The organism is Chryseobacterium sp. DT-167, assembly GCF_058310155.1.
On the sequence record NZ_JBZEEQ010000004.1, the window covers coordinates 14591 to 37383 of the forward strand.

Sequence of the window (22793 nt, forward strand, 5' to 3'; positions counted from 1 at the left end):
ATAGATGGGGTTTTGTGCTCCGAACGAATATTTGTGCTCCGATTTCCGCCACGCCAAGCCGAGAACCGTTAGCGGTCAAGCTAAAAGACGATACTAAAACAGAAACGAATGGAATTTATAAAACGGCTTTTCAGAACAGATAAAAAACCAAGTGATATTTGGACGATCTTCACTTCAAAATTAGAAGTGAAAGAATTGTTTGTTTCTTCCGGACAACTGACAATCGGAGACGACTTTTTAAAAATTGAAAACTATCCATTTGAGCCTTCTATCGCATACCGAAAAACTATATTCAAGACAAACCAAATTGACGACATAGACTTTAAAGCATTCCCACCTACATTTAGAGTTGGGAGCGAGCTGATTTTTTTAACGTCAGAAAAAAAAGTTGAACTTGAAGAGTTTGCTAAAAAGAATAATATCAAGACAATTGAGCGACCGATGATTTGGGGATGGATACTTGAACCATTTTTAGACACAGAATTTACAACAGAAACAGACGAAAGACTGACGAAACTTTTAGAAAATTACGGTTTGATTGCTGAACAAATAAAATCTTTAAGAGCAGAAGTTGAAACCCAAATGCTGAAATATAACTTTGACACTATGCTTTGGGAATGGGGTTGTTTTGGCGCTTTGGACGTTCTAAAAGCAATGCGAACAAAATATAATAAGGACGAATATAAAGACTTTTATAAACGAGTAATGAAAATCGCATTATTAACCAAAATTACAGACGAATGAATGAAGCCCGAACCGCTAACAGCCGTTTTGCAAAAGCAGGAGTTTCCTGCTCCTTTGACGGTGAAGTGCTAAATTCAAGCTTTGTGCATCTACTGAAGTTTTGTGCTGAAAATCCCCGCAGTCGCAAAGAGGCAAACTGTGAGCCGTCATAGTACATACACCTTACTAAAAAAAAGAAAATGACAAATTTTATAAATAAAAAAGAATTGAAGGGTTTTGATTTTTATCATTTAGAAACCCTAAATGTTTTTTTTGCTGTAAAAAACAGAGAAGAAAATGCAATAGTAGATAAAGATGGAGATATAATATTCAAACTACCACAAAATAAGGAAGAAAATCATTGGTTTAATTTATCTGCTTTTCAATGGGAATCATCAAAAAAAAGAAAATTTAATCAAAAAGTAACCTATTGGACATATACAAAATGTACTTATCCTAAATGGAAATTTAATCAAGGAACTATCCAAAAAACACAAATATTTACGTACAAAAATGATGAATTAATTGAGTTTTTAGAAGATAAATATATCATTCAGGCGTATTCAGTCAGTCCAACAAAGCTGGTTCTTCAATTAGCGATAGATGCAAAAGAAAACAGGCCTTTTGAGAAAATATCTGTTGAAATTTTTGATACTGAGACCGAATGTTTAAACCCTTTGTTGGAGTGTAATTATTTTGAAGATTTTCCAATTCAAGTTCACGAAATTGATGGAACAGATTATTTGTTTTCGGTATATACTGATATTATTATTAATAAAGACGAATTGATAGAGAATCAGGTTTCATTTCTTTACAATACAAGTGGTAGTAAAGTTTTTGATTTTGAACTTTCGGCAGGGCGTGGAAGGGAAACACATTTTGAGCAAAGCAAAAAAGGATTTGGCATTACTTATAAATTACTTCAAAAACCCATAAAAGAAGCAAATGGAGATTTGCTAAAAGAAAGTACTTGCCTTATTGATATTTATGGGAATTTTTATGGCGAGTTTAGCGCCATTGCAGGACAACTTCACAATACAGGAATTAAAAATCATACAATTTGTCCGAAATTTTTTGACGGAAAAATGCTTTGTTCTTCATTGCCTACAGAAAACGATACAAATAAGTATTTGATAATTATAGACAAAGATGCCAATCGTATTGAAACTAAATATCCTTTTCCCTTTATAGGAACAGGTTTCTTTAGCCGTTATATTATTAGCGATAAGAAAATATTTGGTTCAATTTGTTTAATTGTTGTTGATGCTAAAAATTGGGTTCAGCTAATTGATCTTAACGGAGAAAAAATCCCAAACATACAGCCCATTGTTTTTGAAAATTACGCTATTGATTATAAAACATATTTTATTAATCAAGCGAGTTAGATAAAATCAACAAACACCTAAAAAACACTATGAACTTCAAAGGAGAAGAGAAATTAAAAAAAGCAGAGAAATAAGACGACTTACGTTCCTAGCATAAAATGAATAATTATTAAAAAACACACAATGAAAAAACCGCTAATACTATATATACTATTTACAATATTTTCAAACAGTTACGCTCAAAACGATAGTATCAGAAAACCTGTAGAATGTGGTACAGGAAAAATAATCAAAATGGAGAACGAAAGAAGCCAAAAAATCATTGATGCTTTTATCATTGCTTCTGAAAAAGATATGTTATTTGGCAACGGACTTTGGTATAATATAGGCAAACAAACTACCGATGAAGATATTTTGAAAGCAGGTTTAAAAAATGATTTAGATTGGGAAAATATTCGTTTGCTAAAAAGCGTAGATCACGGAAATTACAAGTATATTTTGTTGTCTTACTCAAAAGAGCAGAAGTTTTATTTTGAAACGATGGCACTTTACGATAAAATCAATTTCACTTTTAGGACTTATGATGCTTTTTTCTACAAAAACCAATATCACCAGGAAGTTATAGGAACTTGGAAAAGTGATGATATATTAAATTTGGAAACATTAACAGAAATTAAGTTGACCCCTTTATCAAGCAACAAAGAAAATCCGGAAAATCACTTTGGGCAGTTTTTGCAAATAAATGATGATTACACATTTCACCTCTATTTCCAGGCAGATTGCTATATGGGTTGTGATGAAAGGATTGAGGGTAGATATAGTTTTAGTTCCGAAAATGAAATTAATTTTCATTGTAACACCTTTACATATGTTGGAGCATTGTGTAAAAAAAGAAAAAGACACCCAAAACCATATACAATAAGACATATAAAATTTGAGAAAGAGGGTGAGAAATTAATTCTTAAAAAAATAAAAAAGTGAACAAAAAGCTATTCGCAATCATGGTTGGTATTAGCATCGTTTCTTGTAACGAAAAACCTACGAAAAAAGAAAATTCCGAAAAGGCAGAAATTTCGGTACAAAAAAATGAAAAATCCAAAAAATCGATGTCTGAAAAAGTTGAAAAACCATCTTCAGAATGGAATTTTATGAAAGTAGATGTCGAAAATTTTCCAGTTCTAGAAGAAACTTCGTTTGATACACGTGATGAATCCTACAGCAAAAATCATCCTGTAGCAAGGGTTTACACCAAATTATCGAAAGAGCAAGTCCGAAAATTAGGCTTGGAAAAATGGTTGCAAAATGGTTCCGATGTTTCTATGAATTATGAATTGCCCTATTCTTCTGATTTTAAAACATTTGTATTTACTTATCAAGATGGCGAAATGGAACTCCGAACAATAATGATGACATTTGACAAAAATTTCAAGAGAATTGATGAGTTAGAAATTGCTTATGACGAAATTGCCGAATCTTGGTTGTGGACCAAAAGCGAAATTTCTAAAAACAAGATAGAAGTAAAAGACCATAACGAATCAGGTGGAGAAACAGAAATTACAACAACAATTTATAAAATTGACGAAACTGGTAATTTTGTAACAATCTCAAAGACCTAAGCAAAATAAACTAAAACTTCTGTTACTAAGGTTTTGCTTCAGGCGGACCGATCCCGAAACAAGTTCGGGACAAGATGTGTAAATTCAACGGCAGTTTTTCAATTGAGCTTTAGTAATGATATTAACTTTTATACTTCGATTTGACTACGTCGAACTAGCGTTTCTCCCCCGAACACAAAGCCCCGAAATGTTAACGGTAATTTGGACCGCCGACAAATAACCAACTGCTAAAAGACGACAGATCATTTATTGAACTTAAACGAAATGAAAATTTTAAATAACTCTAACAAATTATTCTACTTAAAATCAGCTAATGTAATTGGTGGACAAAACATTTTTCTTTTTTTTAGACAAGCAGATAAATATAGTTTACGAAATACTATTGAAAATCAATATGACTACATCAATGTATCATTGATTTTGTGGATGGAAAACTCTAATGATGCGAACAATGAATGCTTAAAGATTAAAGAATATTTTTTGGACGAAACAATTTCAATAGACACAATGAATGGGACCGAAATTGAATTTATTGGAGGTTATGATTATCGAATTAAAGTGAAAAAATATGATGAGGATATCATAGACCAATTTACAGAAGATTGGATTGACAGATATTTATTTGCAACAAAGTTTGCTTATGACCAAATGGCAATAGGTGGAAATTATTATAACTTGCTTAAAGAAATAGTAAATATTACAAAATTTTCTAAAGATGAAACAGCAAAAAATATTATGGACAAGGTGAGTTATTTTGAGCAAGAACATAAAATCAAAATTGACTAAAAAACTACGCTAACAGCCAAGAACACCTCCTATAAAAGCCCGAAACTTATATTCCGTGATTTGTGTTAGAGATTCCGTTACTTGTGTTAATTTCCCCTATCTATTCATTCTACTTTTGTATTGTTAATAATTTAATCACAATTTAAAATTTAGAAAAAATGAAAAAAGTAGCATTAATTACAGGAGCAAGTTCAGGAATGGGTAAATCAACGGCTAATGAATTGCATAGCCAAGGATATACAGTGTATGGAGCAGCAAGACGTACCGATGAGATGAACGACTTAAAAGGAAAAGGAATGGGAGTCGTTTCCCTTGACCTGACTAATGACGAATCAATCGTTGAAGCCGTAAATACAATCCTGAAAAAAGAAGGCAGAATTGACGTTTTAATTAACAATGCAGGATATGGTTCTTATGGTGCTGTGGAAGATGTCCCGCTTGACGAAGCAAGAAGACAGTTTGAAGTAAATCTTTTTGGAATGGCAAGATTAACGCAGTTGATATTACCCACAATGCGCAAGCAAAAATCAGGTAGAATCGTAAACATTTCTTCTATGGGTGGTAAAATATATACTCCACTTGGTGCATGGTACCACGCTACAAAGCATGCGGTAGAAGGCTGGAGTGATTGCTTGCGTTTAGAACTTAAAGAATTTGGAATAGATGTAGTGGTAGTTGAACCGGGAGGTATAAAAACTTCATGGGGTGAAATTGCGGCAGAAAATTTAAAGAAAACTTCAGGCATGGGAGCTTATGCCAGTTTTGCTAATAAAGTGGCAGAAAATACTAAGAAAATGTACACCGGAAATCAACTGACTGATGTTGATATACTTGGGCAAACTATTGCAAAAGCTGCAACTGATAAAAAGCCAAAAACGAGATATGTAAAAGGCTACATGGCTAAGCCGGCAATAGCAATCAGAAAATGGTTTGGCGACAAAGTGTATGATAAAATAATCATGAGTCAGGTTAAATAAACTAAAATTTTAGCAAAAAATGAAACAAGACATTCAAAACATAAAGTCAATAAGCGAATTGCATCAAATTTTCGGATTCGATAAACCTACCCATCCGTTAATAAGTATTATTGATGTTTCAAAATGGGAAATTCCGGAACAGTTTATTGGCGTAAAATACACATCAGACTTATATACAGTTGGTTTGAAAGACAAGAGTTGTGGTTTACAATATGGCAGAAACAACTATGATTTTGATGAAGGTGTATTGATATTTACAGCCCCCGACCAAGTGCAGTCAGTATCAAAAGCACAACATTTGGATGAAATAAAGGGATGGATGTTATTTTTCCATCCCGACCTGATTCGCAATACAGCTTTGGGGCAACATATTGATGAATATGGCTTTTTCACTTATGACGTACATGAAGCTCTACATTTATCAGATGCAGAACAAAAGACGATTACCGATTGCAAAACCATGATTCAAAATGAAATTTCAGAACGAATAGACAATCATAGCCAAAACGTGATTGCATCTTCATTAGAGTTGTTATTGAATTTATCCAGACGATATTATGAAAGGCAATTCAACACCCGGTCTGCACAAAACTCTGATATTATGAGCCAGTTTCATTCTCTACTGAACAACTATTACAAAACCGGACAATTTGCAGAAACCGGCATACCTCCCGTAGAATACTTTTCTGACAAAATACATCTTTCAGGAAACTATCTAAGCGACTTACTGAAAAAAGAAACAGGGTACGCTGTAAAAGACCACGTAAATAATTTTATTATCGAAAAAGCTAAAACATTATTGCTAAGTGAAAATGAAACAATAAGCGGTATTGCCTATACTTTAGGCTTTAACTATCCGCATTATTTTAGTCGTTTATTTAAAAGCAAAACAGGACTTACACCGCAAGAATACAGGGAGTTAAATTAATGAAAATTAGCCATCTAAAATGGAAAGAGTACAACAAAATATTGCCAAATGTCGACGAATTCTAAGCAACCTTCGGCATTACCTTGACAGAAATTTATAACGGAAAAACTTTGACAAGAAGATGGCTATGACAATTGTTGAAGGACTAAAGGTCAACTGATAACAAAGTTTTGTTTCAGGAATGATGATTGCAGAGCTCAACTTTTTGTCATAAATTTAGTATCAGTATAGATCGAACGCTGGTTCATAAATCCTTAGTAACACCAATCTCAACAATGTTGTAAGTAATTTTTCAACCTTCACCAACAGAACATCAAATGAAATTTGACAAGCATTTTCCCACAGAACGACTAAAACCCTACATCAAATATTTTGTAGTGTCGGAGAACGAATTGGAAAATGAATATACCGTTTTTCCGTCTTCGGGACTGGTTATCGGTTTTCAGTATAAAGGTCAACTTGCAACGGTACAAGACAATACCGAAAATACATTGACTTCGGCAGGAATTACGGGAATTACTGACGGTTACAAAATCTTCAAAAACTCGGCAGACATCGGTACAATCTTGGTTTACTTTACTGAAATTGGCTTTACTCATTTTGCTTCGCATCCTGCCAACGAACTCTTTAATTTAAGCCTTTCGCTTGACGATATTTTTGATAAGAATGAGGTAACTGAGGTTGAAGAAAAGTTAGCAATCGCTACTACAGACAAACAAAGAATTAAAATTGTTGATCAGTTTTTAGTTTCACAATTGAAGGACATTGAAACCGATAAATTAATTCTGGAAGCCGTTAAACTCATTTATCAAAGCAATGGAAATATCCGTATAAAAGAGTTGAATGACAGGCTTTTTATAAGCCAAAGTCCGTTTGAAAAGCGTTTTAGAAAAGTGGTGGGAACCACTGCCAAAAAATTTGCATCCATCGTTCGTTTCAATGCCGTTCTTGACAATCTGAACGATACAAAATCACTGACTGAAATTTGTTACGAAAACAATTTCTTCGACCAGGCTCATTTCATCAAAGACTTTAAAAAATTTACAGGCGACACACCGGAAAATTTCAAACGGTTTCTGTGACATGAAGAATAAAAATTGTTATTGTGCACTAATAAATATGCAACAATTTTTACTAAAGCCCATTTGTACATTTTGGCAAAAAAACGATTTTTTACAATTGCACCAACTTTAAGTACTGCAACTTTGCATCGTAATCATAATGCAAAAAGCAATGAAGAAAATTATCTTAAAATCAACCATCATTTTAACAAGTTTGAGCATTATAGTTGCGTGTCATTCAACAAATCGTTTAACAATTAAAAACAAAGAAAAAATGTTTACAGTAGAACAAATTAAAACCGCTCACGGAAAAGTAAAATCGGGTGCAGATTTCCCTTCTTACATTAAAGAAATTAAGGAATTAGGTGTTACGCATTATGAAGCGTACGTAACAGACGGACACATTAACTACCACGGTGCAAACGATTATACAGCAAATGTACCAGCCAAGTACGAGCCATTGGTAATTGCCGACACTTCAAAAGGCGAAGAATTTAAAGCAGAGTTAGTTGCTCATCAACAAGGTAAAACAGACTTCTTGACTTTCATTAAAATGTGTGCAACTTTTGGCATCGAAAAATGGGAAATCTGTATGGACAAAATGACTTGTACCTATTATGACAAAGCAGGAAATGAAATTTTGGTAGAGCAAATTCCTCAATAAGATTTGTTTTTTATCACATTGCTGAAGTTTACACTTCAGCTTTTGTGCTTATTCACCTTAAGCGACAAGACTATCAACCTATTTGAAATGAAGTAAAAGACAGATAGCAACGATATAAAAAGACTTTCCCGGCTTACTAACTGTTAAAATAGAACCACTTGACATTTCGTTTGAATCAAATAGACTAACATTAAAAGATTTTTTGGACACCAAAGAAAAAAACTTTACCATACTGACATACTGTTGTCATAATGCCACTCTACTTTTGTGTTATTATTAATTTAAAAACAAAAAGAAAAATGAGTAAAGCAAATTTAGTATCAGTAAGAATAATTACCGCTGACATAAAGCGATTGGTTCAGTTTTTTGAGGATGCAACAGCTACAAAAGCCAAATGGGCAACAGATGACTTTGCAGAGCTGATATCTGAGTCTTTTACTCTGGCAATTGGAAGCACACGAACGCTGGCTTTCTTCGGAGAAGGCGTTGCTGAACCTGCGACTAACAAAAGTATTATTATAGAATTCCTTGTTGAGAATGTAGATGATAACTACGAAATGATTAAAGGTTTAACAAACGAAATTGTTCAGAAACCGACAACAATGCCTTGGGGTAATCGGTCATTATTATTTCGTGATCCGGACGGGAATTTAATTAACTTTTTCACACCTGTAAGTGATGATGCAAAAAAGAAATTCGCATAAAGAATAAGCACTACCTATAACACCGGTTTTTGCAATATTGGAACAAAAAAAAGTAATTAGACATTAATAATTTCAATGAAACTATTGTACTAAATTTGGACTGACGGAATTCTAATCCCCAACATCGCAAATCCCCGAAACTTCACTTGCCTTTATTTCTTTTTTGGCATCACAAAAGATACTAAAATCTTTGATATTGGTGGTGGCGACAGTAACAGAAGACCATACAACGCCATTTAGTACGACACAAAATTTTTTGTTTTGCAGTATCAAAAGAAAGAAAATTAGAATGACAAAAGCAGCATCAACTAATGGACTTTTAAACAAAGCATATCCGGACTTTTGAACAAAGTCATCTGAAATAATCCCATTTACCTTTGTCTCAATAAAATTTTAAAAATAATGAGACAAACAAATTACAGCGGAGCATTACAGCATCCGATTGGTTCGAACTTCAACGCAAAATCAACTTCAGCAGAAGTAATGAAAGGAATTGACCTTACAGGCAAAACTGCCGTTGTAACAGGCGGAAATACAGGCATCGGATTGGAAACAGTCAAAATGCTTGCAAAAGCGGGTGCAACAGTCATTGTTCCGGCAAGAGACATTGAAAAAGCCAAAAAAAATCTGCAAGAAATTGCTAACGTCGAAATCGTAGAAATGGACTTAATGAACCCTACATCTATTGACATATTTGCTGAAAAGTTTTTGGCTTCAGAGAAACCATTGCATTTGCTTATCAACAATGCAGGAATTATGTGGGTTCCCTTACGCAGAGACAATCGTGGAATTGAGTCTCAATTAGCCGTCAATTACTTGGCACAATTCCAACTCACAGCTAAATTATGGGCCGCATTAAAAAAAGCCAATGGAGCAAGAGTGATCAATGTTTCTTCGCAAGGACACCAATTTGCACCTTTCAATTTTGACGATCCGAATTTTGAACATCGGGAATACGAAACCCTGCAAGCTTACGGGCAATCAAAAACCGCTGTCAATCTATTTTCTCTTGAATTAGACAACCGGGCAAAAGAGTTTGGTGTAAGAGCATATTCTTTGCATCCGGGTTCTATTGCAGGAACAGAATTAGGAAGAGAAGCACCATTAGAACTATTTGTAAAAATGGGATTTTGCGATGAAAAAGGAAATATGTTACCCGAAGTGACCGCCTCACTCAAAACAATTCCGCAGGGTGCATCTACAACAATCTGGTGTGCAACAAGTACGCAACTAGACAACATTGGCGGTGTATATTGTGAAGACACCAACATTGCTGAATTAGCTTTGAGCCCAAACGTTTCAGCAGGAGTAAAACCGTACTCGCTAGATGAATCCAATGCAAAACGTTTGTGGAAATTAAGCGAAACATTGACAGGTATAACATTTAAAGTTATGTGATTGTCTAAAAAGCGGACTAATTATCATTTGCCACGAATGCACGATTTTTTTCACCTAAAATCAGGAAAAATTTTCATTCGAAAGAAAATTAAAGATTAAATTCGAGAATTCGTGGCTACTTTTATCGTTGGTCAAAATAAAGAATAGTCATTTAGCATTAATTGATAGTTGTACCTTTGCAACTACACAAACAATATGGAATTTCATCTAAAATATATAACAGACGACATTAAACTTTCTTCTTACGAAGACAGGCTATTTAAAACAGAAGTCGTTTTTGATCATCACATACTTGTGTGGTTCATTTCGGGTGAAACAAAGATCATTCAGGCAGACCAAAGTTACTTGTTTACATCAGGTGATATTTTTCTTATTCCGAGAAATCAGTTGGCGACAATTATCAATTATCCAAAAGACGGACTGCCACACAAGTCGGTAGTAATGCACTTGTCTATTGACCGGCTTAGAGCATTCTACGCCAATGAGACGGTAAAAACAAAAGTTGCCGCCACACAAAAAATTCTAAGCTTTGATAAACATCCATTATTAGAAAGTTGCCTTGCTTCGCTGATACCTTACTTTGATGTGCAGGAAAAATTTCCAGAAAATATTGCCTCATTAAAAATCACGGAAGCAATCTCTATCCTCAGAACGATTGACAAAAGCATTGACAACATATTGGCAAACTTTGAAGAACCCTATAAAATTGAGTTAGCAGATTTTATGGAAAAGAACTTTATGTTTAATATGCCTTTGGAAAAGTTTAGTTACCTGACAGGACGCAGTTTGTCAACTTTTAAGCGAGATTTTAACGCCATTTACGGCACAACACCGCAACGTTGGCTGACAAAAAAACGTTTAGAATTGGCACATTACCAACTTACCGAAAAAAATAGAAAACCTGTTGAAGTGTATTTAGAAACAGGTTTTGAAAACTTATCGCATTTTTCATACGCTTTCAAAAAACATTTCGGAGTAACACCCACAGAACTTGCCGACAGTCGTTAATAACTTGTTGGCTTTTATTTTAAACCGACCGACATTGAAAAATTAATGGCAGATTAAAAGATTGTGTTTTTACTTTTTTGGCACTGCCATCTGCTTTCCTCATTTATTATTAATTTATCAATTGATTATCATTCGCACAGTGCTCTCACGACCTTTGTTATTTTATCAATAGTTTATCTATTAATTACAACTATAGAATTTTTAATTTTTAGGAAAAGAATTGAAAACCCGCAGGTAAAGAAGAAAAAATCTCACTTAAAATCAAATACTTACAAAATATTTCCCCCAACGTTGTAATATTTCATCATTGACGACTGTCTTATCAGTAAAATAATATAAATGAATAAAAAAATGATTTTTCTTTTTGCGATTGCCTCATCAGCATTTATGTCCGCGCAAAGTATTGAAGGAACCATCACCGATAAATCTCATCAGCCGGCTATTGATACAGAAATTCTTTTAACCAAAGAAAATTTGAAATTCTCTGCCATCACAGACGAAAAAGGAAAATTTAAAATTCCATTGAAAGAAGATGGAAATTATATTTTACAAATCATCAAAGACGGTATTACCACAAACACAGAAAACATTACCGTAAAAGGAAATCTCCTTAAGAACGTTGAAATAAAAGAAGAAAACACACCTGCCGAACAAAAAATAGAAGGGGTAACCATGACGGCGAAGAAAAAACTTTTTGAAAGAAAAGTAGACCGATTGGTTTTTAATGTTGAAAATTCTGTTGCCTCCCAGGGAATTGATGCAGTGGAAGCTTTGGCGAAAACCCCAATGGTTCGTGCAACCGATGACGCAATTTCCATTGCAGGAAAAAGTAATGTCGCAATTATGGTCAATGATCGATTACTTAATCTTTCCGGACAGGAAATGATCAATTATCTTAAAACTTTGCGATCAGATGATATTGCAAAGATCGAGGTAATCACTACCCCACCCGCAAAATATGAAGCGGAAGGAAAAAGCGGACTGATCAATATTGTTTTAAAAAAGAATACAAGTCTCGGATGGAACGGCTCTTTGCAGACATCCGGGAGTTATTACTGGAACAGACCGGCAGTTTCCACGAGAAGCGGAGCAAGCTTTAATTATCAGGGTAAAAAACTTTCCATCACAACCAACTTATCTTTAGGTGATAACTATTGGGAACAGAAATCATACAATTACCTTATAGGAAAAGGAAATACAGATTATTGGAATACCGACAGCAGAGGCTCAAATAACTACCGCTACAAAGGCGGAAATATAAAAGGTGAATATAAAATCAACGATAAAAATCTGGTAGGGGTCAATTACAATTATTCATACAGCAATCCGATAGAACAGGCAAAAAACTATACTCAAAGACAGACTGATAATGTTCAACAGGATTTTTACTCGGACTCTAACAATAGAAATATCAGAAAAGTACACAATGCCACGGCTTTTTATGATCTAAAACTAGATACATTGGGAAGCAAACTGAGTCTTTCAGCGAATGTAATGCTAAACGATGCCAATGCAAAAAACTTTTACAATACAATTACCGATGTTACAACTTCATCATTTGTAAATCCTATAAGTCAATATAAAATCTACTCCGGACAGGCAGATCTTGAAAAGAATTTTGCGAAAATAAAAACAGAAGCCGGATTAAAATATACGACCATTAAAAATGATTCCTACTTCAATTTTTTTGATATTGAAAACGGGCAGAATATCAGAAACACCGTTCGAAGCAATGACTTTTTCTATAACGAACAAAACTATGCTGCATACGCTTCCACAAGCTTTAAAATCAACGAAAAATGGGATGCTAAAGCCGGATTGAGATATGAATACACCAATCTGGAAGGAATCTCTGTCAACGACAACATCACCACAAACATCAAATACGGCAAATTTTTTCCTACCGCATATCTGAGCTATAAAGCAAATGACAACAATACATTCTCTGTAAATTATTCGCGAAGAATCAGCAGACCGTATTTTGGAAATCTGAATCCTTTTAAATACATTATTTCAGAGTTTGAGTACAGAACCGGAAACCCTTATTTATTACCGTCTTTCTCAGATAATCTGGAATTCGGGTATGTTCTAAAAAATAATTTCAACATTACTGCTTATTATAATTACAACAAAAACAATTCAGACAGAATTCAGGTTGTTGAAGGAAACCAGAAATACAACATTGTAAAAAACTTTTACAATGAAGATCAGGCGGGAATCAATATTTCATACAATTACAACAAACTAAAATGGCTGGAATCTAATGTTTTCGTGAACGGTTTTTATGCCAAATCAAAATCTTACGATCCACAAGCAGTTGCTGCGGCTGCAGGATATGGAGCCAACTTTAATTTTGATAACAATTTCTTTTTAAACAAAGAAAAAACCGTCACCATCATGCTTGGATTATGGAGCAACATTCCCAACAGAAGCGGAAATACATACTTTAATGGTAATTTCTCAGCATATTCCGGTGTAAAACTAAATCTGATGCAGAAAAACTTAATGATCAATCTGTACGTCAATGATTTACTGAATACCAACCGTGACAAAGGAACAGAATATTACCCAAACTATGATGTCGAATATTATAGTAAAGGAATTACGAGAAACATTTACCTTTCTGTAACCTACAAATTCGGAAACAACAATGTAAAAGGAGCAACCAAACAGGTGAAGTTTGAGGAATCAGGCAGAGCCGGTGGTGGAAGTTAGTTTTTTTTGAAGCGATAACTGTGGTTATCGCTTTTCTTTTTGAAAATTGATTGGTAAAATTAGCTTTAAAATTAGATTGAAATACTGAATCCTAAACTAAAAAAGTATGCTTTTCAATATAGTTTTTAGTTTATTTAATGATCTCTCCTTTATAATATTTCTCTAAAAAGAAACCCAGATCAGCACGATAGCCAATTCCCGAAGCTTCAAATTTCCAGTTGCCGTTCTTTTTGTATAATCTTCCGAATTCAATTCCGGTTTCTATAGAAAAATCTTCGTCAAGTTCATATTTTGCAATCTCCTGATTATTATTCTGATCAACAATTCTGATGTATGAATTTCTTACCTGTCCAAAATTTTGTCTTCTTCTTTCAAAATCTTCAATCGTTACGACGAAAAGAATTTCCTCAACTCTGGAATCCACTTTTTCAAGATCAATCATGATCGCTTCATCATCATCTCCGTCGCTGTTTTTACCGCTCGGATCATCACCTGTATGGGTTAAAGCGCCTTCAGGAGAACTCAGATTGTTGTAAAAGACAAAATAATCTTCACTTACCAGTTTTCTCTGAGCATCAATCATAATCGCAGAAGCATCAAGATCAAAATCGTAGCCCGTCCCTTCATTGGGGTCCCAACCAAGACCGATCGTCATTTTTGTAAGCCCGATATCAATTCGCTGTCCTTTCTGTAAGTTAATTGCCATAGTTTTGTACTTTAAATCTAAGATAGTTTTGATTTAGCAATTTTCCAAATAATCAGGTTAAAAAAACATTAAAAAAGCCCAATCAGAAGACCAGGCTATATATTTTAATTAGAATTTTAAACAGATCTTAATTCTGTCTCTGCATCAAGTTTGTTTCTTGCTTTTGCCAGCATCGGAATCGATAGCAATCCTGTTGTCAGCATAATCACAATTTGTAAAGGAAGCGAGATAAATGAATACGTCAATCCCATTTCACCTCCGAATTCTGCGTTTTTTCCCATTGAGATAAACAGTGCCATAAAACCGTACTTCATTGCCAGATTAAAGGCTCCGATCCCTCCACTTGCAGGAACAATCATTCCCAAAGTACCGACTACGATGATGAAAAATCCGTCAGCAATGGTAAAATCTGAGGTTTCCGGTAATGCAAAACACACGAGATAAGCCGCCATATAATAGCAGATCCAGATTCCTAATGTATAAAGTATAAATTTTACCTTTTGCTTTAATTTAAATATTGATGTTAAACCTTGTAGAATTCCATCAATAAAGCCGATGATTTTGCCTAATATTGGAACTTTAGAAAGTTTCTTTTTAAAAACAAAAAACAAAATTGCACCTACAGCTAAAGCGGAAACTACCAATAGAACTTTATTTGGATTGACTTTAATATCCGAGTTTTCATAAAATGATAGAATTGCATCGTATTTGAAGATTAATGTCAATCCTAAAAATCCCATCATACAAACCAGATCCACGACTCTTTCCAGAATAATTGTACCGAAAGATTTGTCTACAGGAACTTTTTCTACGCCATATAAAGCTGTCGCCCGTGCAACCTCGCCACTTCGCGGAATCGTTAAATTCATCAAATACCCGAAAGAGATCGTCCAGAATGCATTAGAAGTTGAAATACTGTGCCCCATCGGTTCCAGCAATAAATTCCAGCGGACAGCTCTGAACCAATATGCTAAAACACCAAACACTGCGGCAAACAGAACCCACATATAATTGGCTTTTGATAAGGATTTTTGCACCACGTCAAAATCAAAACCTCTGAGAGCGAGCCACAGAAAAAATCCTGCAAACGCCAGTGAAATGACAATGGTAAGAACAGATTTTAAAGGATTGGTCGATTTTTTTTCCATGAATCAGGTAAGAAGGTTAGTTTTCTCATCCGGGAAAACGATTTTCGGCTGAAAATCTTTGGCTTCTTCAGGAGTCATTTGTGCGTAAGCAATGATGATGATGATGTCGTCTCTCTGCACCTTTCTGGCAGCAGGACCATTCAGACATACTTCTCCTGATTTTCTTTTGCCTTTGATCACATAAGTATCAAAACGCTCTCCATTATTCACGTTGACAATATAAACCCTCTCTCCTACAACCAAACCTGCAGCTTCGATAAGTTCTTCATCAATCGTTATGCTTCCTATATAATTAAGGTCAGAGGCGGTCACTCTTACCCTGTGAATCTTAGATTTAAATACTTCTATTAACATAATGCAAATTTATTAATAATATTTAATAAAATGAGGGTAAAGTAAATTTTAGAACTACCAGAAAAACAAACATTTAATTCAGAACAAAATAATATATTCTGTATCCGGTTACATATCTTTCAAAGAAATCTTAAAAACACTCAAAACCAGATATTGAATTTAGGATTTAATAAATATAAAAATTAATATTATCTTTTTTGGAAAGCCAATAAGCATAAGCAGTTGGCATGATTTTAGTATCTCGAAACGTAGATTTTTCGTAAAATCTGAAATTATGATATTTTGATCTTTTTCAAGTCAAAACAAAAAATAATTACAAGTTTTTAGAAAAAATTTGCACAATTTGAAAATTGTTTTATATTTGCTACAATTACTAACTAACTTTTAATATAAAAATTATGAACAAGTCTGAATTAATCGACGCAATTGCGAAAGATGCAGGAATTACTAAAGTTGCGGCAAAAGCTGCTTTGGAATCTTTTATTTCTAACGTTTCTACAACACTGAAACAAAAAGACGGAAAAGTGTCTTTAGTAGGATTCGGTACATTCTCTGTATCTGAAAGAGCTGCAAGACAAGGAATCAACCCTGCAACCAAGAAGCCGATCAAAATTGCTGCTAAGAAAGTAGCTAAATTTAAAGCTGGTGCTGATCTGGCAACTGCAGTTTCAGGTGTTAAGAAAAAATAAGCAACCTGATCATAAAAATGCAAACCTCATCTTCCGATGAGGTTTTTTTATTGGAAGACGGTATTACGGTGCCAATCTGGAAATTTCCCAGTCGATATTTTTCAGTGAATAGATAATCCTGTCGTGCAATCTATTGGGTCTTCCCTGCCAAAACTCAATTTCGTAAGGTTTTGCAATATATCCTCCCCAGTTTTCGGGTCTCGGAACTTCAGAATATTCAAACTGAGTTTCCAGTTCTTTTAATTTCACTTCCAAGAATTCTCTGTTCGGAATGACTTTACTTTGTGGAGAAACAGCTGCCCCAAGCTGACTTCCTTTCGGCCTGGAATGAAAATATCCGTCACTTAAATTTTCAGCAATTTTTTCTAAATCTGCTTTAATAATAATCTGTCTTTCTAAACCCGGCCAGAAAAAATGAAGACAGGCTTTGTGTGTTTTCTCGATTGCCTTTCCTTTTCTGCTGTCGTAATTGGTGTAAAAAATGAAACCTTCGTAAGTATATTCTTTAAGCAAAACCATTCTCGTTCTCGGGCAGCCATCATCTTCCAGCGTAGAAATTGCCATTGCATTGGCCTCAGAAACCGTCGGATTTGATGACGCATCCAAAAACCAGTCTCTAAACTGCTCGATCGGATTCTCTTTAATCTCACTTTCAATAAGTTGAGATTTTTCGTATATTTTTCTCTTATCATGAAGGTTTTCCATAAATAATTTTTATTAAATTTGAGTATGAATTACTCATACAAAGGTAAAATATTAATTTCCACACCTGATATTTCCGGAGATATTTTTTCCAGATCAGTAGTCCTTATCATCGAACATGATGAGAATGGGGCTTTTGGTCTGATCCTGAATAAGAAGAATTCTAAGATGAGCGGAAGATTCAAGAACTTCTTCGATTTTAAAATAGAAGTTTATGATGGAGGACCGGTAGAAAACGAAAAAGTATTTTTTATCATTAAAGGAAAGAAGGTTTCAGAAATATACACGGAGATTAATCCTGAATTTTATGTAACTGAAGATATTGAAACAGTGATCAATTCGGTTCTAAGCAAAGAAATCAGCATTGATGATGTTAAAATATTCTCCGGATATTCCGGGTGGGGAGCATTACAGCTTGACAGCGAAATAAACCGTAAAATGTGGACGGTTGTAGACGTTTACAATCTTGATTATACCCTTCCAAATGATCAGACTTTATGGAAATCGATTATGCAAAACCTTGGTGGTGAATTTCTTTTGTGGGCAAATGCTCCGGAAGACATTTCATTAAACTAGTCATTACTTCACAAAGAAGCGCTCTATATTTAACAAATTTTAAGTATTCGTTACATAATTTTTAACATAGTTTCCACGTTCTTTGATAAATAAAAACTAAACTATGAACGTTAAAAAATTATTTATTATCCCTCTTTTTGCTGTTGCTTTTTTATCCTTTAAACCAATCGATAAGAAAATCATAATGATTGATGCCGGACATGGCGGAAATGATATGGGAGCAATCTATGACGGCATTTCTGAAAAGCAAATTGTTCTTGATATTGCTTCAAAAATAAAACAATATGATCAAGCTCAGGATGATTACGAAATAGTTCTTACAAGAGATTCTGATGCTTTCGCAACGTTAGCTGACAGAACTGCAATGATAAATAAGCTGAATCCTGAAATGGTGATTTCTCTTCATATCAATAGAAGTCCTGCAAAAGAATCAACAAGAAAAGGACACGAGATCTTTACTCAAAATTCTGAAGCGTCTAAATCTTTAGCTGAAAAAATTTCAAAAAAATTTGGTGAATGTCATATCGAAGAGAAGAATCTTCATATATTAAGAGAATCAAAATCTCCCGCTGTATTAGTAGAGCTAGGATTTTTAAATAATACTGAAGATAGAAATTATCTGAGTAGTGAAGCCGGGCAAAAAGAAATTGCTCAAAAATTCGTTGAGATTATTGCTGAAAAATAATATAAATGATACACTTTTCTGATTGTATCAGAATAAAACCCGGTAAAGGACGTAACTGTTGTTTACCGGGTTTGTCAATTTAGCTCGAGAAACTACTCTTCCAGCCTTCTACCAATTCTAGAAATCTGGAGTTTTCAAAAGTTTTATTCCTGATTTTTTTCACAGAAAAAATTCCTTTTTCGTCAGAAATCATTAATATCTCTTCAGCTTTTTGAGATTCAAAAGCGATAATCTCATGTTCCTGAATGTCGGCAAGATTATTTTTATGAAGGAATGTTACAAAGTTTTCGAGCAGCGGAGAAATGTAAGCTCCTTCCGAATGCTTGGGAACTTTAATAGTATTTCCTTCCAGAAACAATAGATTTCCTGAAGTAGAACGTGCAATTCTTTTATTAGGATTTAAAAGAATGACATCATCCAGATCGTTTTCCTCTGCATAAATTCCTGCATAGATATTTTCGGGACAATGTACTCTGATGTTGCTTAAAAGATTGTTGTTGACATTGATTTCTTTAATTAAATCAAGCTGCAAGGGTCTGCCGTTTACTGCCAAAACATCATCCATCTCGGTTACTTCAAAGAAATAGGAAACGCTAGATTTTGATAATATCGCACCGTCAGAATTTCTGTAGACCAGAAAATTGATGATCCCGTTTTCTATTTTTTTTTCCTGAATTACTTTTTCATTAAAAAGATTCTGAAAAAATTCTAAAGTATAAGCTAAAGGAATATTCATCCTCATTTTTCTCATAGATGCCATTAGGAAGAAATAGCATTCTTCATCCATGATAAGCTTAGAATTTCTTACAAAGAATGAAACCTTCACAGCATCTCCCAAAAGAAACGCTCTGTTTTTCAGTTCGAGCTCTTCTGAAATAAAATATGTATTATCCAAAGTATGATTGTTTATAAAAAAATAATGAACGATAAATCGTTCATCAGTTTTACCATTAAGTCAGGCTGCTTACAATATTAAGCAGCACCTAATTTTATTCTTAGATTTTCGATCAGGTTTTCCCAGTACAAAGCATTTTCTTCTTCGTCACCTTCTTCACAAAAGTCTGTAATATTGAGAGCAAGATCTTCTGTAATATCATCGATTGTGATGGTCATTTCAAAGAAGTTTTTGGTACCTTCATCTTCTTCCCATCTGAAACGCACGAAACTTTCAGGCTTGTATCTGATCAAAGTCGCTTTTTCTTCAGAACCACCACCCCAACTAAAATAGAAATCGTCACCTTTCTCTATTACATCATCTGCAAACCATTCGGATAATCCCTCAGCGCTAGCCAAATATTCATACAAAATCTCTGAAAGACAATGCATTGGGAATTCGTAATGGACTTTATGTTTCGCCATATAACTTATTTTTAACGTCACGCAATATATAAATTAATTTTTTTATTACACAAAAAAGTAAATAGATTTTTATGCATTATCAATGATATTTATCAGAAAAATAAATTTAGATTTTTTCCTCCTGTTTTTTGTTTTTAATTTAATCATATCTCACAAAAAAACCTCTTAATTAAGAGGTTTCCAGATTATTTAGTTTTCATTCAGTACATCCAGAATGATCTTACATCCTTCTTCAATTTCATCTTTAGAAATGGTAAGTGGTGGTGAAATTCTCAGATATTCATTTCTGTATAATTGCCAGAAGACAACCAAACCCTTCTCCATGCATCTTTTTGCAACATCCAGTGTATAATCCGGAGTTCCAAGATTTACGGCAAGCATTAAGCCTTTTCCGTTGATATTTTTAATTTTCGGGTGGATTAAAATTTTTCTGAACAGTTCTTCTTTTTCTGCCACTTGATTCATCAGTCCGCTTTCCAGAACTTCTTTTAAAGTAGCGTGAGATGCGGCTGCAATCAAAGGATTTCCTCCGAAAGTCGTTATATGTCCCAACTTTGGTGAATGCGAAAGAGTTTCCATGATTTTCTTTGAACTCATAAAAGCTCCCACAGGAACTCCGCCACCCATTCCTTTGCCCATTACTAAAATATCAGGAACGATTCCGAAGTGTTCGAAAGAAAACAATTTCCCCGTTCTTCCAAAGCCTGGCTGAATTTCATCTAAAATTAAAAGAGTACCAACTTCTTCACATCTCTTTTTAAGTTTAATCAGATAATCATCATCAGGAACTAAAAACCCTGCAGCACCCTGAATGGTTTCAAGAATAACACAGGCTGTTTTTTCTGTTATTTTATCAAAATCATTTTCATTATTAAGTTCAATAAAGGAAACCATTGGCAACAACGGACGAAATTCTCTTTTGTGATATTCATTTCCTGAAACACTCAACGCTCCGTGTGTGTTTCCATGGTAAGAATTTTTGAAAGAAACAATTTCTTCCCTTCCGGTGTATCTTTTAGCCAATTTTAAACTTCCGTCGATGGCTTCTGCTCCACTGTTTACCAAATAGGTTATTTCCAGAGGATCTGGCGTAGCCTCAGCCAACATTCTGCACAACTCTATTGGTTTTTCCTGAGCATACTCTCCGTAGACCATGACATGAAGATATTTGTCTGCCTGTTCTTTGATAGCACTGATAATTTTGGGATGAGAATGACCTAAAGTATTGGCAGAAACTCCCGCAACAAAATCAAGATATTTTCTACCGTCTTTCCCAAAAATATAGCTTCCCTCCGCTTTTTCCACTTCAAAACCTGCGGCAAACTGCGTGGTCTGTGCCTGATATTTAAAAAAATCTTTTTGCATTTCTATGGATGAAAAATTTAGGGCAAAGCTAAAAAAGATAAGTCAGATGGTAAAATTTAATTATGTCGAATAAACGGATTTCTCTATAAGCATATCAATCTATCAAATAGCATATATTATGTTGTGCATATAAACATCATTATAATGAAATATTATTGTATCTTTATGATAATCAAAAATATACCACATGCAAACAAATCTATTTTTTACAGAAACAAAGGAAAAGAATATGCAAATCTTTTTCAAAACAATAAGAAGAAACATGAGTGCTATGTTCTTATTAACTTTAGTTTTGACGTTTTTCAATTCTTCTGCATTAAGAGCACAAACTTCAAAAGTGATACCGGACAGCAATGTTTCCGGAAGTTTTTTAGGTCCTTTCGCAAATTCTGCAAGAACATATCAGATGCTGATTGATGATACCCAGCTTACGACTTTAACGGGAAAATATCTTACCTCCATCTCATTCAGACTTCTGAGTTCTGCATCTGCACCCTGGCCTCCAACAGACGCTACTTTTAGCAGCTATGAGATCTATCTCAGTAACGGAGTAGACCCGGCAAACCGACAGCTCAATTTTGCAGCAAACATCACAGGGACTCAAACACTGGTAAAGTCCGGAAGCCTACTGATACCTGCAGGTTCATTTACATCTGGCAGCGACCCAAATGCTTTCAGTTATTCCTTAGCATTCAATACTCCTTACTTGTATAACGGTGGAAATCTGATTATAGAAATACGCCATCTGGGAAGCAATGCTACTTCAGCATCTATGCACTCTGTTACAAGCACGAACACGGCTGCAGGATACGGCACTCTTTTTTCGGCCTGTTGGCAGGGATCAGGTAGTGTAACCAATGGTAATTTTTCTTATGTAAAAATAAATTCTCTTGATAATTTGGGGGTAAAATCTGTAGAAATAGACGGCGGACTGTCTGTTTATCCTAATCCCGCCAAAGATTACCTGTATGTAAAATCAGCAAAAGAGGCATCAGAATTCCATATCTTTAATATGGCAGGTCAAAAGGTTTATTCCGGAAATAACAGTTTAAAAAACCCACAGCTGAATGTTTCAAACCTTCCAAAAGGAAATTACATCTTGCAGATAATCAATAAAAACGGAAATGCAGCTTCTGTAAAATTTATCAAAGAGTAAAAGAACAGCAAATCAGTAAAAAAACTATATAATAGAACAGCTTTACGGATCACGATGAGCTGTAAATTTTACTGATGCAACAAAGTTGAGATCCAGAAATTATTGTGTATCAATCAATATTCTTATCTTTACATCTTTGAAAAGATAA

Annotated in this window: 24 protein-coding genes; 17 read left to right on the forward strand and 7 right to left on the reverse strand. The window is 34.3% G+C overall.

What is annotated here, in order from left to right; all coding sequences use genetic code 11:
* Positions 1-108: 108 nt before the first annotated feature.
* The 13 genes from AC4FQ5_RS06890 (at position 109) to AC4FQ5_RS06950 (ending at position 13905) form a co-directional block, all read left to right on the forward strand.
* The gene (locus tag AC4FQ5_RS06890; RefSeq protein WP_491141891.1) at positions 109-744 is read left to right on the forward strand and encodes a DUF7079 family protein; all 636 of its coding nucleotides are present in this window, start codon (positions 109-111) and stop codon (positions 742-744) included.
* Positions 745-923: 179 nt separating this feature from the next.
* Positions 924-2108 (forward strand): hypothetical protein, encoded by a 1185-nt coding sequence (locus tag AC4FQ5_RS06895; RefSeq protein ID WP_491141894.1) that lies wholly within the window; start codon positions 924-926, stop codon positions 2106-2108.
* 123 nt (positions 2109-2231) lie between these two features.
* Positions 2232-3029 (forward strand): hypothetical protein, encoded by a 798-nt coding sequence (locus AC4FQ5_RS06900; protein WP_491141896.1) that lies wholly within the window; start codon positions 2232-2234, stop codon positions 3027-3029.
* The gene (locus tag AC4FQ5_RS06905; RefSeq protein ID WP_491141897.1) at positions 3026-3664 is read left to right on the forward strand and encodes a hypothetical protein; all 639 of its coding nucleotides are present in this window, start codon (positions 3026-3028) and stop codon (positions 3662-3664) included. The genes AC4FQ5_RS06900 and AC4FQ5_RS06905 overlap by 4 nt, the downstream gene beginning before the upstream one ends.
* A 264-nt stretch (positions 3665-3928) precedes the next feature.
* Complete coding sequence (locus AC4FQ5_RS06910) at positions 3929-4450, forward strand: hypothetical protein (protein WP_491141898.1); 522 nt, start codon at positions 3929-3931, stop codon at positions 4448-4450.
* Between the two features lie 158 nt (positions 4451-4608).
* Entirely contained in the window at positions 4609-5427 is an 819-nt protein-coding gene (locus AC4FQ5_RS06915) for an oxidoreductase (protein WP_491141899.1), read from the forward strand.
* Positions 5428-5446: 19 nt separating this feature from the next.
* Entirely contained in the window at positions 5447-6355 is a 909-nt protein-coding gene (locus tag AC4FQ5_RS06920) for a helix-turn-helix domain-containing protein (RefSeq protein WP_491141901.1), read from the forward strand.
* Positions 6356-6672: 317 nt separating this feature from the next.
* Complete coding sequence (locus AC4FQ5_RS06925) at positions 6673-7437, forward strand: helix-turn-helix domain-containing protein (RefSeq protein ID WP_491141903.1); 765 nt, start codon at positions 6673-6675, stop codon at positions 7435-7437.
* A 253-nt stretch (positions 7438-7690) separates the two neighbouring features.
* Positions 7691-8080 carry a DUF1398 domain-containing protein gene (locus AC4FQ5_RS06930; RefSeq protein ID WP_491141905.1) on the forward strand — a complete coding sequence of 130 codons (390 nt, stop codon included), beginning with the start codon at positions 7691-7693 and terminating at the stop codon, positions 8078-8080.
* A gap of 299 nt (positions 8081-8379) precedes the next feature.
* Positions 8380-8784: a VOC family protein gene (locus AC4FQ5_RS06935; RefSeq protein WP_491141906.1), complete on the forward strand. Its 405-nt coding sequence runs from the start codon at positions 8380-8382 to the stop codon at positions 8782-8784.
* Positions 8785-9186: 402 nt separating this feature from the next.
* Positions 9187-10182 carry an SDR family NAD(P)-dependent oxidoreductase gene (locus tag AC4FQ5_RS06940; protein ID WP_491141908.1) on the forward strand — a complete coding sequence of 332 codons (996 nt, stop codon included), beginning with the start codon at positions 9187-9189 and terminating at the stop codon, positions 10180-10182.
* Positions 10183-10377: 195 nt separating this feature from the next.
* A complete protein-coding gene (locus AC4FQ5_RS06945) occupies positions 10378-11190 on the forward strand; it encodes an AraC family transcriptional regulator (protein WP_491141910.1) in 813 nt (270 codons plus the stop codon).
* A 339-nt stretch (positions 11191-11529) separates the two neighbouring features.
* Positions 11530-13905, forward strand: a complete 2376-nt coding sequence (locus AC4FQ5_RS06950) for an outer membrane beta-barrel family protein (RefSeq protein ID WP_491141912.1) — start codon at positions 11530-11532, stop codon at positions 13903-13905.
* 130 nt (positions 13906-14035) lie between these two features.
* Here the strand turns inward: AC4FQ5_RS06950 and AC4FQ5_RS06955 are convergent, their stop codons facing one another.
* The 3 genes from AC4FQ5_RS06955 to panD all read right to left on the reverse strand — a co-directional run bounded on the left by AC4FQ5_RS06955 (position 14036) and on the right by panD (position 16113).
* The gene (locus tag AC4FQ5_RS06955; protein WP_491141914.1) at positions 14036-14611 is read right to left on the reverse strand and encodes a TerD family protein; all 576 of its coding nucleotides are present in this window, start codon (positions 14609-14611) and stop codon (positions 14036-14038) included.
* A gap of 116 nt (positions 14612-14727) precedes the next feature.
* Positions 14728-15759, reverse strand: a complete 1032-nt coding sequence (locus AC4FQ5_RS06960; protein WP_491141915.1) for a lysylphosphatidylglycerol synthase transmembrane domain-containing protein — start codon at positions 15757-15759, stop codon at positions 14728-14730.
* A 3-nt stretch (positions 15760-15762) separates the two neighbouring features.
* Positions 15763-16113 carry an aspartate 1-decarboxylase gene (panD, locus tag AC4FQ5_RS06965; protein ID WP_050379386.1) on the reverse strand — a complete coding sequence of 117 codons (351 nt, stop codon included), beginning with the start codon at positions 16111-16113 and terminating at the stop codon, positions 15763-15765.
* A 398-nt stretch (positions 16114-16511) separates the two neighbouring features.
* Here panD and AC4FQ5_RS06970 point away from each other — a divergent pair, with 398 nt between their 5' ends.
* Complete coding sequence (locus AC4FQ5_RS06970) at positions 16512-16802, forward strand: HU family DNA-binding protein (RefSeq protein ID WP_300354996.1); 291 nt, start codon at positions 16512-16514, stop codon at positions 16800-16802.
* Positions 16803-16865: 63 nt separating this feature from the next.
* Here AC4FQ5_RS06970 and pdxH read toward each other — a convergent pair whose 3' ends face one another.
* Positions 16866-17507 carry a pyridoxamine 5'-phosphate oxidase gene (gene pdxH, locus AC4FQ5_RS06975; protein WP_491141918.1) on the reverse strand — a complete coding sequence of 214 codons (642 nt, stop codon included), beginning with the start codon at positions 17505-17507 and terminating at the stop codon, positions 16866-16868.
* 24 nt (positions 17508-17531) lie between these two features.
* Between pdxH and AC4FQ5_RS06980 the strand changes: the two genes are divergently transcribed.
* Entirely contained in the window at positions 17532-18080 is a 549-nt protein-coding gene (locus tag AC4FQ5_RS06980) for a YqgE/AlgH family protein (protein ID WP_491141920.1), read from the forward strand.
* A 103-nt stretch (positions 18081-18183) separates the two neighbouring features.
* Complete coding sequence (locus AC4FQ5_RS06985; protein ID WP_491141922.1) at positions 18184-18765, forward strand: N-acetylmuramoyl-L-alanine amidase family protein; 582 nt, start codon at positions 18184-18186, stop codon at positions 18763-18765.
* A 79-nt stretch (positions 18766-18844) separates the two neighbouring features.
* On the opposite strand, the gene AC4FQ5_RS06990 is transcribed toward AC4FQ5_RS06985, so the two are convergent.
* The 3 genes from AC4FQ5_RS06990 to AC4FQ5_RS07000 all read right to left on the reverse strand — a co-directional run bounded on the left by AC4FQ5_RS06990 (position 18845) and on the right by AC4FQ5_RS07000 (position 21489).
* A complete protein-coding gene (locus AC4FQ5_RS06990; RefSeq protein WP_491141924.1) occupies positions 18845-19660 on the reverse strand; it encodes an aminotransferase class IV in 816 nt (271 codons plus the stop codon).
* 77 nt (positions 19661-19737) lie between these two features.
* Complete coding sequence (locus tag AC4FQ5_RS06995; protein ID WP_300355011.1) at positions 19738-20124, reverse strand: START-like domain-containing protein; 387 nt, start codon at positions 20122-20124, stop codon at positions 19738-19740.
* A gap of 189 nt (positions 20125-20313) precedes the next feature.
* On the reverse strand, positions 20314-21489 hold the full coding sequence (locus AC4FQ5_RS07000; RefSeq protein WP_491141925.1) for an aspartate aminotransferase family protein: 1176 nt from the start codon (positions 21487-21489) through the stop codon (positions 20314-20316).
* Positions 21490-21676: 187 nt separating this feature from the next.
* On the opposite strand from AC4FQ5_RS07000, the gene AC4FQ5_RS07005 reads away from it, so the two are divergent.
* Positions 21677-22645 carry a T9SS type A sorting domain-containing protein gene (locus tag AC4FQ5_RS07005; RefSeq protein ID WP_491141927.1) on the forward strand — a complete coding sequence of 323 codons (969 nt, stop codon included), beginning with the start codon at positions 21677-21679 and terminating at the stop codon, positions 22643-22645.
* Positions 22646-22793: the final 148 nt, after the last annotated feature.